Annotated in this window: 9 protein-coding genes; 5 read left to right on the forward strand and 4 right to left on the reverse strand. The window is 72.0% G+C overall.

The window, feature by feature from the left end:
• Positions 1 to 48 precede the first annotated feature (48 nt).
• A complete protein-coding gene (locus tag ACWD0A_RS03625; protein WP_451294240.1) occupies positions 49 to 1581 on the forward strand; it encodes a phytoene desaturase family protein in 1533 nt (510 codons plus the stop codon).
• Between the two features lie 81 nt (positions 1582 to 1662).
• Here the strand turns inward: ACWD0A_RS03625 and ACWD0A_RS03630 are convergent, their stop codons facing one another.
• A complete protein-coding gene (locus ACWD0A_RS03630) occupies positions 1663 to 3483 on the reverse strand; it encodes a serine hydrolase (RefSeq protein ID WP_451294242.1) in 1821 nt (606 codons plus the stop codon).
• A 149-nt stretch (positions 3484 to 3632) separates the two neighbouring features.
• On the opposite strand from ACWD0A_RS03630, the gene ACWD0A_RS03635 reads away from it, so the two are divergent.
• Genes ACWD0A_RS03635 through ACWD0A_RS03645 form a run of 3 tightly spaced genes read left to right on the forward strand, consistent with a single transcriptional unit; the run spans position 3633 to position 6541 of the window.
• Positions 3633 to 4742: an NAD(P)H-dependent flavin oxidoreductase gene (locus ACWD0A_RS03635; protein WP_451294244.1), complete on the forward strand. Its 1110-nt coding sequence runs from the start codon at positions 3633 to 3635 to the stop codon at positions 4740 to 4742.
• Complete coding sequence (locus ACWD0A_RS03640; RefSeq protein ID WP_451294246.1) at positions 4739 to 6361, forward strand: acyl-CoA synthetase; 1623 nt, start codon at positions 4739 to 4741, stop codon at positions 6359 to 6361. Before ACWD0A_RS03635 ends, ACWD0A_RS03640 begins: the two co-directional genes overlap by 4 nt.
• A 39-nt stretch (positions 6362 to 6400) precedes the next feature.
• Positions 6401 to 6541: a hypothetical protein gene (locus ACWD0A_RS03645; protein ID WP_451294248.1), complete on the forward strand. Its 141-nt coding sequence runs from the start codon at positions 6401 to 6403 to the stop codon at positions 6539 to 6541.
• A gap of 63 nt (positions 6542 to 6604) precedes the next feature.
• Here the strand turns inward: ACWD0A_RS03645 and ACWD0A_RS03650 are convergent, their stop codons facing one another.
• Positions 6605 to 8974: a penicillin acylase family protein gene (locus tag ACWD0A_RS03650; RefSeq protein WP_451294579.1), complete on the reverse strand. Its 2370-nt coding sequence runs from the start codon at positions 8972 to 8974 to the stop codon at positions 6605 to 6607.
• A 146-nt stretch (positions 8975 to 9120) separates the two neighbouring features.
• On the opposite strand from ACWD0A_RS03650, the gene ACWD0A_RS03655 reads away from it, so the two are divergent.
• Positions 9121 to 10635 carry an acyl-CoA synthetase gene (locus tag ACWD0A_RS03655; protein ID WP_451294250.1) on the forward strand — a complete coding sequence of 505 codons (1515 nt, stop codon included), beginning with the start codon at positions 9121 to 9123 and terminating at the stop codon, positions 10633 to 10635.
• A 988-nt stretch (positions 10636 to 11623) separates the two neighbouring features.
• Here ACWD0A_RS03655 and ACWD0A_RS03660 read toward each other — a convergent pair.
• Both ACWD0A_RS03660 and paaK read right to left on the reverse strand, forming a co-directional pair.
• Entirely contained in the window at positions 11624 to 12286 is a 663-nt protein-coding gene (locus ACWD0A_RS03660; protein WP_451294252.1) for a GOLPH3/VPS74 family protein, read from the reverse strand.
• A gap of 482 nt (positions 12287 to 12768) precedes the next feature.
• The gene (paaK, locus tag ACWD0A_RS03665; protein ID WP_451294254.1) at positions 12769 to 14058 is read right to left on the reverse strand and encodes a phenylacetate--CoA ligase PaaK; all 1290 of its coding nucleotides are present in this window, start codon (positions 14056 to 14058) and stop codon (positions 12769 to 12771) included.
• Positions 14059 to 14228: the final 170 nt, after the last annotated feature.

The following is a 14228-nucleotide window of genomic DNA, read 5'->3' on the forward strand; positions in this document are numbered from 1 at the left end:
CCGGCCGGAGGGGGCGCGCCGCGGGCCGGGAGGGGTTAGGGTCCGGCCATGCCCGCACACGCCTCGTACGACGCCGTCATCGTCGGCGGCGGCCACAACGGCCTGGTCGCCGCTGCCTACCTCGCCCGCGCCGGACGCTCGGTCCTGCTGCTGGAACGCAGCGGGACCACCGGAGGAGCGGCCGTCTCGACCCGTCCCTTCCCGGGCGTCGACGCGCGCCTGTCGCGGTTCTCGTACCTCGTCTCGCTGCTGCCCGACAAGATCGTGCGCGATCTCGAACTGGACTTCGCCGTCCGCAAGCGCACCGTCTCCTCGTACACGCCCCGCGGCAGCGGCGGACTGCTGGTCGGCGGGCCCGGAACGGCGCAGTCGTTCGCCAGGACCACCGGCGGGGAGCGGGAGTACGCGGCCTGGCAGGAGTTCTACGGCCTCACGCGCGAGGTCGCCGGGCGCGTGTTCCCGACGCTCACCGAGCCGCTGCCCTCCCGGGAGGAGCTGCGCGAGCGCGTCGGCGACGAGACCGCGTGGCGGATGCTGTTCGAGGAGCCGATCGGGGTCGCGATCGAGAAGCGGTTCGCCGACGACCTCGTCCGGGGCGTGGTCCTCACGGACGCGCTGATCGGCACGTTCGCCGACGCCCACGACCCGTCCCTGCCGCAGAACCGCTGCTTCCTGTACCACGTGATCGGCGGCGGCACGGGCGACTGGGACGTGCCCGTCGGCGGCATGGGGGCGCTGACCGACGCGCTGGCCGCCGCGGCCCGCGCGGCCGGCGCGGAGATCGCCGTCGCGCACGAGGTCACCGGTGTCGAGACGGACGGCGCGCGAGCAGAGGTCACCTTCCGCACCCCCGACGCGGAAGGGACGGTCGCCGCCCGGCAGGTGCTGGTGAACGCCTCCCCGCAGGCGCTCGCCGCCCTGCTCGGCGAGGAACCGCCGGCAGCCGCCGAGGGCGCCCAGCTGAAGGTGAACATGCTGCTGCGCCGGCTGCCGCGGCTGCGCGACCGCGGCGTGGACCCGAAGGACGCGTTCGCCGGGACCTTCCATGTCTCCGAGGGCTACGAGCAGTTGGCGACGGCCTACCGGGAAGCGGCGGCGGGCCGGCTGCCCAGTGCCCCTCCCTCCGAGATCTACTGCCATTCGCTGACCGACCCGTCGATCCTCGGGCCGGAGCTGGTGGCGCAGGGCCACCAGACGCTGACCCTGTTCGGACTGCACACCCCGGCGCGGCTGTTCGCCGCCGACAACGACGCCGTGCGCGCCGAACTGCTGGCTGCCACGCTTGCCGAGCTCGACTCGTACCTGGAGGAGCCGATCGCGGACTGCCTCGCCCTCGACGCGAACGGCGAGCCGTGCATCGAGGCGAAGACCCCGCTCGACCTGGAGCACGAACTGCGACTGCCCGGCGGGCACATCTTCCACCGGGACCTGTCGTTCCCCTACGCGACGGACGAGACGGGACGCTGGGGTGTGGAGACGGCGCACGCCAACGTCCTGCTGTGCGGCGCGGGCGCGGTACGCGGCGGCGGGGTCAGCGGCGTGCCCGGCCACAACGCCGCGATGGCGGCGCTGGGCCGGTGAGCGCCTCACCCCGGGCCCCGGGACGGTTTCGCGGCCGGGGTCTCGGCCCGGGGACGGCGCGCGGGCCGTCGCGATCGTCGCTCAGTCGCGCGACGGCGCCCAGCCGACCGCCTCGATCCGCGCGGCGTCCGAGGGGCGCGCCTCGTCGAAGAGCGTGCGGCCGTGCTCGTCGTCCACGCGCATCGCGTTCACGTACACCCCGCGCCCGACGTAGAGCCGGTCGGTGGTGTACCGCCAGCGCAGGCACACCTCCGCGCCGCGCCACGCCGAGAGGTCCGCCGACAACCGGTGCCAGACGCGCCCCGACCAGCCGGTCGCCGTGCCCGCGGGATGCTGCTGCTCCCCTTCGTCGGGGTGCGTGGTCGTGAACGGCACCGGCTGCCAGCTCGCCCCGCCGTCCGCCGACGCCTCCAGGAACACCCGGTCCGCGCCGGGCTCGGTGTCCCACCACAGGAAACAGCCGAGCCGTCCGGCCGCGGGCCCGAGCGGTGGCAGGGTGAGGGTGGCGGTCGTGGCGCCCGCCATGCCGCCGAACCAGGCGGTGCGCCCGTGCGCCGGACGTACGGCGACGGCACGCGCGAGGTTGTTGGCCGCCGCCACGCGGGGCGCACTGCCCGAACGCCAACTGCGCACGGGGTGGACGGAGTTCCCGAGGAGGACCAGGAACGAGTCGGTGGTCGGGTCGAGAACCAGGCTGGTGCCGGTGAATCCGGTGTGACCGGCGGTCCGGGGCGTGGCCATGGCGCCCATGTACCAGTGCTGGTGCAGCTCGAAGCCGAGGCCGTGCTCGTCGCCGGGGAACGCCGTGTTGAAGTCGGTGAACATCAGCTCGACGGATTCCGGCGCGAGGATGCGGGAGCGGCCGTAGACGCCGCCGTTGAGCAGGGTGCGGGCGAGGATCGCGAGATCCCACGCGCGGGAGAAGACACCGGCGTGGCCCGCGACGCCGCCGAAGCTGTACGCGTTCTCGTCGTGGACCTCCCCCCACACCAGTCCGCGCTCCAGCCCCGACCAGGGCAGCCGGGCGTCCTCGGTCGCGGCGATCTGAGGCTTCCACGCGGCGGGCGGGTTGAAGCGGGTGCGGTCCATGCCGAGCGGAGCGGTGATCTCGTCGTGGAGCAGGGCGTCCAGAGTGCGACCGGTGATCTTCTCCAGGACGAGCTGGAGCGCGATCAGATTCAGGTCGGAGTAGAGGTATCGGGTGCCGGGGGCGTTCGCCGGGGCCTCGTTCCACAGCAGGCGCAGCCGGCCCTCCTGCGTGGGCTCCTTGAAGAGCGGGATCCAGGCCCGCAGGCCGGAGGTGTGGGTGAGTACCTGCCGCACGGTGATGTCCTGCTTGCCCGCGCCGCCGAACTCGGGCACGTACGAGGCGACAGCCGCCTCCAGTGCCAGGGCGCCGCGCTCGATCTGCTGCACGGCGAGGATCGAGGTGAACAGCTTGGAGACGGACGCCAGGTCGAAGACGGTGTCCTCGGCGATCGGGATCTGCTGGTCCGCGGGCAGCTCCACGGCCGTGTCGGTCACCTCGTCGTACGAGGAGTAGCGCAGCGCCTTCCCGATGGCCCGGTGCAGGGCGACCGTGCCGCCCCGCCCGGCGAGCAGCACCGCCCCGGCGTACCAGGGATGCTTGGGGGACGGGCGCAGGAACGACTCGGCGTCGGTGACGAGACGGTCGAGATGCGGGGCGAGCAGCCCGGCGCGCTCCGGGGTGCCGCGCCGCAACGTCGGCCGGTGGGCGGGCCCTCCGCCGCCACCGGAAGCGGGGCCCAGGGGCGCACCCGTGGCCGGCGCCGCGAAGGGGACGGACGCGAGGGTGAGCGCTCCGCCCAGCGCCAGCAGGCCGCTGCCCAGTCTCCTCCGGCTGATCGCCCTGCTCCCTCTGTCCGCTGCGTCCTCGGTCATACGGAATCCTTCCTGAAAGTATCTTTCGGATCTTCCGCGCCACGTGAAACTTTCTTGCCGGACCGGTGGAGTGTCAACCACCCCAAAGAATCTGACGATCCATCAGAAAATGTCTTCCCTCGTCCGGCGGCCTGCGGCATCCTGCGCCCATGGAGACGGAGCTGAGCAGACAACTGGGCATCGAGCACGCCATCTTCGGCTTCACACCGTTCCCCGCGGTGGCTGCCGCCATCTCCCGAGCGGGAGGCTTCGGCGTCCTCGGCGCCGTCCGTTACACGGCGCCCGACGACCTCGCCCGCGACCTCGACTGGCTCCACGACCACACCGACGGCAATCCGTACGGCCTCGACGTCGTCATGCCCGCCAGGAAGGTCGAGGGCGTGAGCGAGGCCGATGTGGAGGCGATGATCCCCGAAGGACACCGGCAGTTCGTCCGCGACACCCTCGCCGAGCACGGCGTTCCCGAACTCGCCGAGGGCGAGAGCTCGGGCTGGCGCATCACCGGCTGGATGGAGGACGTGGCCCGCCGTCAGCTCGACGTCGCCTTCGACCGCCCCGTCCGCCTGCTCGCGAACGCCCTCGGCTCTCCGCCCGCCGACGTCGTCGAGCGCGCCCACGACCACGGCGTCCTCGTCGCCGCGCTCGCGGGCAGCGCCCGGCACGCCCGCCACCACGCCGAGGCGGGGATCGACGTCGTCGTCGCCCAGGGATACGAGGCAGGCGGACACACCGGCGAGATCGCCTCCATGGTGCTCACCCCCGAAGTCGCGGACGCCGTCGCTCCGTTGCCCGTGCTCGCCGCCGGCGGCATCGGCAGCGGTGAGCAGATCGCCGCCGGTCTCGCGCTCGGCGCGCAGGGCGTGTGGCTCGGCTCGCTGTGGCTCACGACCACCGAAGCCCGGCTCGGTTCCCGGGCGCTGACGGCCAAACTGCTGGCCGCGGGCTCCGGCGACACCGTCCGCTCACGCGCCCTGACCGGCAAGCCCGCCCGCCAGTTGCGCACCGCGTGGACCGACGCCTGGGACGACCCGGGCGGTCCCGGCCCGCTGCCCATGCCCTTGCAGGGCCTCCTCGTCGCCGAGGCCGTCTCCCGTATCCAGCGGTACGAGGCCGAGCCGCTGCTCGGCACGCCGGTCGGTCAGATCGTCGGCCGCATGAACGCCGAACGCCCCGTCCAGGACGTGTTCGACGACCTCACCCGCGGCTTCGAGCGTGCCGTCGACCGCATCAACCGCATCGCAGGAAGGAGCCGGTCATGACCCACCCCGCAGGCGGACCGGGCGGGACGCAGGAGCCGGGCGTCCCGGGCGCGCCCCACCATCCGGGCACGCTCCGGACTCCGGGCGGCTTCTGGGCACAGGCCGCCGCCGACCCCGGCCGCACCGTCCTGACCTGCCCGGACGGCGAGCAGTGGGAGGCGGGACGGCTGCACGCCGCCGCCAACCGGCTCGTCCACGGACTGCGGGCGGCCGGGCTGCGGCGCGGCGACGCCTTCGCCGTGGTCCTGCCCAACGGCGCCGAACTGGTCACCGCGGCCCTCGCCGCGGCCCAGGCCGGGCTCTACCTCGTCCCCGTCAACCACCACCTGGTCGGCCCGGAGATCGCCTGGATCGTGTCCGACTCCGGTGCCGAAGTCCTCATCGCGCACGAACGCTTCGCCGACGCGGCGACGGCCGCCGCCGACGAGGCGAAGCTGCCCGCGGGCCGCCGCTACGCCGTGGGCGCGGTGGCCGGATTTCGCCCCTACGCCGACCTGCTCGACGGGCAGCCGGAGACCCCGCCCGCGGACCGCACGCTCGGCTGGGTCATGAACTACACCTCCGGCACGACCGGCCGCCCCCGGGGGATCCGCCGGCCGCTGCCCGGAAAGAGGCCCGAGGAGACGCACCTCGGGGGGTTCCTCGGCATCTTCGGGATCAAGCCGTACGACGGGAACGTCCATCTCGTCTGCTCGCCGCTCTACCACACGGCCGTGCTGCAGTTCGCGACGGCGGCCCTGCACATCGGGCATCCGCTCGTCTTGATGGACAAGTGGGGGCCCGAGGAGATGCTGCGGCTCATCGACGTCTACCGCTGCACGCACACCCACATGGTGCCCACCCAGTTCCACCGGCTCCTCGCGCTGCCGGACGAGGTCAGGAAGCGCTACGACGTCTCCTCCATGCGGCACGCCGTCCACGGCGCCGCGCCCTGCCCGGACCACATCAAACGAGCCATGATCGACTGGTGGGGGAACTGCGTCGAGGAGTACTACGCGGCGAGCGAGGGCGGCGGAGCCTTCGCGACGGCCGAGGACTGGCTGAGGAAGCCCGGCACCGTGGGGAGGGCGTGGCCCATCAGCGAGCTGGCCGTGCTCGACGACGACGGGAAGCGCCTGCCCCCGGGGGAGGTCGGCACGGTCTACATGAAGATGACGACGGGGGGCTTCAGTTACCACAAGGACGAGGAGAAGACGGCGAGGAACCGCGTCGGCGACTTCTTCACCGTCGGCGACCTCGGGTACCTCGACGAGGACGGCTACCTCTTCCTGCGCGACCGCAAGATCGACATGATCATCTCGGGCGGGGTCAACATCTACCCGGCCGAGATCGAGTCGGTGCTGCTCACGCACCCGGCTGTGGCCGACGCCGCCGTGTTCGGCATCCCGCACGCGGACTGGGGCGAGGAGGTCAAGGCCGTCGTGGAGGCGGCGGACGGCCACGCCCCGGACGCGTCCCTCGCCGCGGACATCCTCGCCCACTGCGCGAGCGGACTGGCCGCCTACAAGCGCCCCAGGTCCGTCGACTTCGTGACGACGATGCCCCGCGACCCGAACGGCAAGCTCTACAAGCGCTGGCTCCGCGAGCCGTACTGGCGGGGCCACGACCGCCCGTTGTGACGAGCCCCGGGTCCTCGCGCGCCGCGCACCGTCAAGGCGGTGTCGTCCACCGTCGAGTCCGGCGTCGCGTCCGCCGGCCTGCCGCAGGCCGTCGTCGGCGTGGTCACCGCGCTGACCGTGGTGCCGCACCGGGCGACGCTGCTGCGGGGCGGGGTGCACCTGGCGCTCCTCGCCGCCTAAGCGCTCCTCGCCGTCAGTCCCTGGGCCGCCGGGACACCGCAACGCCCCGGCGGCCCGGACCGCTCACCCGCGCTCGCGCACCCGCACCACCTCCAGCTCGGGCGACCGCATGATGTCGTGCTCGCAGAAGCGTGACGTCACCCACCGCTCGTCCGTGAACAGCTCCGTCTGGTCCCGGTAGTGCTCGGAGAGCGGATTCGACGACTGCGAGTACGTCAGCAGCGTCCGCGCCACCGGGCAGCGCCCGTCGTCCCAGCCCACCGCCTGGACATGGCTGGACCCGTGCACCACCTCGGAGTAACCGCCGGCCGCCGCGTTCCAGCCGGCCTCGATCTTGTTCCACACGCCGAGCGCCTCCGTGCCGCCGTGGACCGGGAACCGCTTCCCGCCCCGTACGACGAACTGGTGCTGCCCGAGCGGCGCGTCCAGCGCCATGCCCGCCGCCCGCAGCTCGGCCACCGCGCCCGACAGCGCCTTCGCGAAACCGGGCGCATCGGTGTTCAGCGTGTTCGGCGTCGCGACCGGGTCGGCCGCGGAGAACGGGACCTTCCACAGCTCGGACGCCGGCACCGACGCGGTCAGCGCCCGCCAGAACCGGTCGAAGAGAAGTGCGCCCCGGCTGCCGGTGTCCGCCGCCCCGTCCCAGCGGTCGAGCACGTCGCACGCCTCCGCCAGGTCGGCCGTGAGCCGTCGGCAGACGCGCACGGTGTCGTCGAGGGCGAGCGAGGCCGCGGGCACCCGGTTGGCGAACTGCTGCCGCTGGAGATCGGCCACCGTGAGCCCGCCCCGTCCGGCCATCGCGGCCACGTCCTCCACCGCGCCGCGGGTCCGCAGCGACCGAGGCGTTCCCACGTTGCCGAAGACCCGCTCGTAGCCGGTCAGCGGCTGGTCCGCGTTGGCGAGCCAGGCGCTGTCGTTGGAGTTCTCGGCGTACGGCGCGTCCCGCAGCAGCGGCATCCGCGAGGGGCCGAAGACGCCCGGCTGCACCGCGTCCGCGTCCTTGCCCAGCGCGCACTCGCCCCGCGACCCGTCCAGCACGGCCAGACCCGACGCCGGATACGTCACCCGCCCGAGCGGGGTGGAACACCGCTGCGCCAGGTCGTCCGTGATGCGGGGGAGGACCTGTGACTGTGTGAACAGCGAATGTCCGGCCGAGTCGGCGGCGATCGTGTTCACCCACGGCAGGCCCTGCGTACGCCGCAGGCCCTCGGCCATGTCGTCGGTCGAGCGGGCCCTGCCGAACGCGAGCGCGGTGTCGGAGCCGCGCAGATTCCGTGCGTTCGGGTCGTGGAGCGCGTACGCGGTCGTCCGCGACCACGGCAGCGGCACCGACGCCCCCAGCGACGTGAGGACCGGCCCGTACCGCGTCCAGTACTGCGTGCGGGTGACCGGTTCGCCGTTCCGGACGGGCACGGTGACCGTCCGTCTCGTCATCCGCTCCGGCTTCCCGTCCACCAGGTAGACGGTGGGATCGGCCGGATCGAGGCTCAGCTGGTGCAGATTCAGCGGGACGCCCGTCGCGACGGTGTGGCTCCACGCCACCCTGTCGTTGAAGCCGATGTTGACGACCGACGTGCCCAGCAGCGACGCGCCCGAGACGTTCAGTTCGCGGGGGATCGTCTGCTGCGACTGCCAGAAGCGGCGGCCGCCCTGCCAGGGGTAGTGCGGGTTGCCGAGCAGCAGGCCCCGCCCATTGACGGTCACCTGCCCGCTGAACGCGACCGCGTTGGAGCCCATGTCGGCGTTCTCGGCGGCGAAGAGCTCCCGGGCCGCCTCCGCCGTGGCCTCTGCGCCCGGCGCGGCCGACGCCCGGCCCGCCGTCCCGCCCGGCGGCTGCGCCGCCGTGATGCCCTCGATGCCGCGGCCCTGACCGCCGAGCACCGCGACGGCGAAGCCGCGCCGGGCGACTTCCAGCGTGGTCACCGGACCCACCCAGTCCGCGTCGCGGCACGCGGGATCGGTGACGCGGTTCTGCTCCAGCCAGGCGTTGTAGCCGGCCGCCCAGCCCCGCATCAGCTCCTTCACGTCACGGCTGGGCCCGGCCGGTGCCGGCGTGGCGAGCAGGTTCTCGACCGTGCCGGCGTCACGTACGCCGCGGAAGTACAGGTCGCTGGAGAGGTTCTTCGTCGCGGACGACAGCGAACCGTCCGGTGCCGCGTCGGGGCCGAAGTGGCGCGAGCGTTCGCCGCGCACCGTGACGAAGCCGTCGGCGAGGACGCACACCTGGTCGGCGGCCTGCGCCCAGCCGGTGCCGAAGCCGAGGTCCGCGTAGTCCTTCGCCACGATGTGCGGGATGCCGTGCTCGGTGTAGCGGATGACGGCGGACAGGCCGCCGCCCGAGGGGCGCCGGTCACGGTGGTCGGCCGCCGCAGGAGGCGGCAGCGCGGCCGCGGCGGTCAACAGGGCGACACCGGTCAGGGCGAGCCGTCCCATGCGGGTGCGGAAGAGCAAGGTCCCTCCCAACAGAGCTGCGGATCAAGCTGGTTGGTCCATGCAGTCAGTACCGCGGGGTAACTGTCAACCGGCCGGTCGGTATCCGTGCTCTTGACGTACCGTCACCGGCCGCACACGATCGCGTCATGACAGGGGCACACAACAACACGGTCGACTCCCTCGTACGGCGCAGCGCCCGCCGCACTCCCGGCCGCACGGCCGTCCGCTACGCCGCACGCACCTGGACCTACGCCGAACTCGACGCCGCCGTCTCCACCGCCGCGGCGGTCCTGGCCGGTCACGGGCTGCGCCCGGGCGACCGGGTCGCGAGCTACGGGCACAACTCCGACGCCTACCTGATCGCCTTCCTCGCCTGCGCGCGGGCCGGGCTCGTCCATGTGCCGGTCAACCAGAACCTCACCGGGGACGACCTCGCCTACACCGTGCGCCAGTCGGGCAGCTCCCTCGTCCTCGCCGATCCGGACCTCGCCCCCCGCCTGCCCGCCGGGCCCCCCGTCCGGCCGCTGCGCGACGCCGACGGCTCCCTCCTCGCCGAACTGGCCGAGCCGCGGCCCTACCGGCATGCCGGACCGGAGCCGCAGGCCGAGGACCTGGTCCAGCTGCTCTACACGTCGGGGACCACCGCCCTGCCCAAGGGCGCGATGATGACCCACCGGGCGCTCGTCCACGAGTACGTCAGCGCCATCACCGCGCTCGACCTCGAGCCCGGCGACCGGCCCCTGCACACGCTGCCGCTCTACCACTCCGCACAGATGCACGTCTTCCTGCTGCCCTACCTCGCGGTCGGCGCGGAGAACACCATCCTGGACGCGCCCGACGCCGCGCAGATCTTCGATCTCGTGGAAGCCGGGCGCGCCGACAGCCTGTTCGCCCCGCCGACCGTCTGGATCGGCCTGTCCAACCACCCCGACTTCGCCACCCGCGACCTCGGCGCACTGCGCAAGGCGTACTACGGGGCGTCGATCATGCCCGTGCCCGTTCTGGAACGACTGCGTGACCGCCTGCCCGGACTCGCCTTCTACAACTGCTTCGGACAGTCGGAGATCGGGCCGCTCGCCACCGTCCTCGGCCCCGACGAGCACGAGGGCCGGATGGACTCCTGCGGCCGTCCGGTGCTGTTCGTCGAGGCGAAGGTCGTCGACGAGGACGGCAAGGAGGCCGCGGACGGCACGCCGGGTGAGGTCGTGTACCGCTCTCCGCAGCTGTGCGAGGGGTACTGGGACAAGCCCGAGGAGACCACAGAGGCCTTCCGCGACGGCTGGTTCCGCTCCGGGGATCTCGCCGTGCGCGACAGCGAGGGCTACTTCACCGTCGTCGACAGGGTGAAGGACGTCATCAACTCCGGGGGAGTGCTCGTCGCTTCGCGCCAGGTGGAGGACGTCCTCTACACCCACCCCGCGGTCGCCGAGGCCGCGGTCGTCGGGCTGCCCGACGACCGCTGGATCGAGGCGGTCACGGCCGTGGTCGTGGCCCGCGAGACGGTCACCGGGGCCGAACTGATCGCCCACGCGCGCGAGAAGCTCCCCCATTTCAAGGCGCCCAAGAGGGTCCTCTTCGTGGACGGCCTCCCGCGCAACGCCAGCGGCAAGATCCTCAAGCGCGAACTGCGCGACCGGTTCAATGCGGCCCGGGAGGCGTAGCTCCGCGGTCGCCGCGGCCCGGACGCCGAGTCGGTCCGACGGCGGCGGCCGGTGCGCTGTGCCGGCCGAGGCCGGGGCGACGGAGAAGCAGAACGACATCCTCGACTCCGCTGAGATCCGGACCGACTGGAGCGGTGGCAGTGGGCACTCATGTGGCAGCGCGTTCCGGCCCCCTTCCACGTTCCCCGGAGCCCACCGCGACGGTGCCTGGCTGAAGAGTGTTTCGTCCCGGCTGGGGACGAGCGGAACCCCCGCGGCCCACAGCCGCGCTCGAGCTCGCGATGCGTTGCCGGTCAACCCGCACTGACTGCGAGTGCATGCGGCGCAGGGAACGCGGACTGTTCGTCGAAGAGCTCGCGCTTCTGGAGGCAGGGGTAGAGCTGGCCGATCATGCGATTGAAGAGGTGGCGTGCGTGTAGAGGGGCGACTCGCTCTCCAGGCAGCTGATCACAAGGCGTCCGATCGGTTGGCGAAGCTCGTGGGAACTGGGGCTTCTTACGGATCACGGTGCCGGTCCCGGACAGTCGGTGGTGTGATGACTCCATGCGGCTTGAGCACTGTGTGACCAGGAACCACATCGGGGTGTGGAATGAACGCGTGCTGCCGCGGGGCCAGAACGGATCACGTTCTGGCCGGTGCTGCGGGGCTCTCTCTTGCCGCTCGTGGTCTGGGCTGGCGTCACGTGCTTCGTGTACTTCGTCTACAACCCAGTTGTAGCGGCGGTCCTCGGTGGACTCTTTGCGTTGTCGTTCGTCGTGGGGTTCGGCCTCCGCCGTAGGGCGGGGCACTCTGTCCGGTGCAGCGTCTACGGTGCGCTGGGCGGAGTGCTCGCCAAGTCCATGGCCGGATTCTGAGGCGTTGCGGCGTAGCCGGCCCGTCGTTGTGTGGGCGTGTTGACCGACGCCCGGTGGGTGATGGGCAGGTCCCGCGGCGGGTTGAGTACGAAGATCCACCTCGTAGCCGACGCTCACTGTCGGCCCCTGGCGGTCTAACTCCCGGCCGTGGCGGCCGTGACCACGGTGACTGCGACCATCGCCGCCTGCATGTCGCGGATGGCAGCGCGTACGCTCTCGGCCGCCCATTGCCCGGCGGCCACCTCCGCCATCCGCGCGGCGACCTGCTTGCGCGGGCTGTCGGGAAAGGCCAGGCGGTGCAGCTTGGCGGAGTGGATCAGCGCGATCAGGCCCGCCGTCCGTGTGTCCGGCTCGGCGCCGCCCAGGACGACGGCGCGGAGCCGTTCCCGCAGCTCAGCCTCGACGGCGCCATCGGCCTCGGGATAGCGGCGGATCGGGAACACGCCGAGTGCCTTGTGCTTCTCCTCCACGACGACTCCGCGCTTGCACAAGCTCTCCAGAGTCGCACCGGCGGCCTTGGCCTGGTCCTTCGTCAGCCACTCCGTCACCCGTCGCTTCTTACGACCGCGCAGCCACGTCTCGATCAGTGCCGTCCGGCTGTCGAGCAACTGGTCCCCGGTCGGCGTCGAGTCTGTCAGTTCGAGGTGTTTGTCTGTAACGGACACCCGCCCGGCCAGGACCAGTTCGAGCAGGATCCCTCCCGACACCGCCCACCGAGCCGCTTGCCGCTGCTTCGCCGACCCGGACTCATCGTCCAGAGACAGCAGCATGATCTCCTCGGCCAGTGTGATCGCCATACCCATTACCCCCGTATACGCCCCGTGATCGCTTTCTCATGATCAGACGCCCGGAACCGCTAAGGGGTTCCCCCGTTGATTCCGGCCCTGGCCCGTCCCTCTCACCTCATCCCTGGTCCACTGACTGATCCGAAAGAAACGGCCTCAACAGGCAAGTTGCTCACCGGGACCCCAGATCTTCCTCTGAACATTGGCGTGCCCCGACTCCTGTCGCGCGGAAGGGACCGTGCGCTTTGGGCCGGGTACCGCGGACTGGTCGCCGAGTGGAAGCGCGCACAGCGCCCCGACGCGCGGGAGCCACAGCGCAGGCCCGCACGAGGTTTCATCACCCCGCCGAAAGCCTGAACCACCAGCCTCGGTCGATCCGCGTCCTCCCGTTCGCGGGACGGCCGGGGCTCTCTCATGCTCAGCCGGGCAACTCGCCGCATTCCACTCGGACCTTCGACCGGTTCGGCGCGGCCCCGGAGGCGTAGCTCCGGGGCCTACGTCGCGTCCCTGAGGTCCACGATCCGCTTGATCTTGCCCACCGAACGCTCCAACGTCTCGGGGTCCACCACCTCGACCGCGACCGAGACGCCGATTCCGTCCTTCACGGCCGCCGCGATCGACCGCTCGGCGGCCGTGCGCTGCTCCGCGGTCGCCTCGGCGCGCGCCTCGGCCCGGACGGTGAGGGCGTCCAGGCGCCCCTCGCGGGTCAGCCGGAGCTGGAAGTGCGGAGCGACATGGGGCGTGCGCAGCACGATCTCCTCGATCTGCGTGGGGAAGAGGTTCACCCCGCGCAGGATCACCATGTCGTCGCTGCGCCCGGTGACCTTCTCCATACGGCGGAAGACCCGCGCCGTGCCGGGCAGCAGCCGGGTCAGGTCACGCGTGCGGTAACGGACGACCGGCATGGCCTCCTTGGTCAGGGAGGTGAACACCAGCTCGCCCTGCTCGCCGTCGGGCAGCACCTCGCCCGTGAACGGGTCGACGACCTCGGGGTAGAAGTGGTCCTCCCAGATGTGCAGGCCGTCCTTGGTCTCCACGCACTCCTGCGCCACGCCGGGGCCCATCACCTCCGACAATCCGTATATGTCGACCGCGTCGATGGCGAACCGCTCCTCGATCTCCCGGCGCATCTCCTCCGTCCACGGCTCCGCGCCGAAGACGCCGACCTTCAGCGAGGTCGCCCGCGGATCGACGCCCTGCCGGTCGAACTCGTCGAGGAGCGTGAGCATGTACGACGGAGTGAGCATGATGATCTCGGGACGGAAGTCCTGGATGAGCTGCACCTGCCGGGCCGTCATACCGCCCGAGGCGGGGATGACCGTGCAGCCGAGCCGCTCGGCGCCGTAGTGCGCACCCAGGCCGCCGGTGAACAGCCCGTAGCCGTACGCCACATGGACCTTGTGGCCCGGGCGGGCGCCGGCCGCGCGGAGGGAACGGGCCACCACGTCGGCCCAGTTGTCCAGGTCACGCTCGGTGTAGCCGACGACGGTGGGGCGGCCGGTCGTCCCGCTGGAGGCATGGATCCGGCGCACCTGCGACTGCTCGACGGCGAACATCCCGAACGGGTAGTTGTCCCGCAGGTCCGTCTTGGCGGTGAAGGGGAAGCGGGCGAGGTCGGCGAGCGTACGGCAGTCGTCGGGACGCAGCCCCGCCTTGTCGAAGGACTCCCGGTAGAACGGCACGTTCTCGTAGGCGTGGCGCAGGGTCGCCCTCAGCCGCTCCAGCTGCAGCGCCTCGAGCTCCTCCCGCCCGAGCCGCTCCGCCGCGTCCAGCAGGTCCGTCATGCGCCGTCCTCCCGTCCCAAAACGGACGACCGATCATTCGGTCGTGCTGTTCGGGATCAGTAATTCAGTCCGCGCCGCAGTCCGTCAAGGGAGGTGCACGGACCTGTGCGCAAGGCCGCGCGGACGCGGCTGCGCTCTCCGCGTAAGTCCGTTGCGGCCGCCCGGGCGTC

Source organism: Streptomyces sp. NPDC002867, from assembly GCF_053591895.1.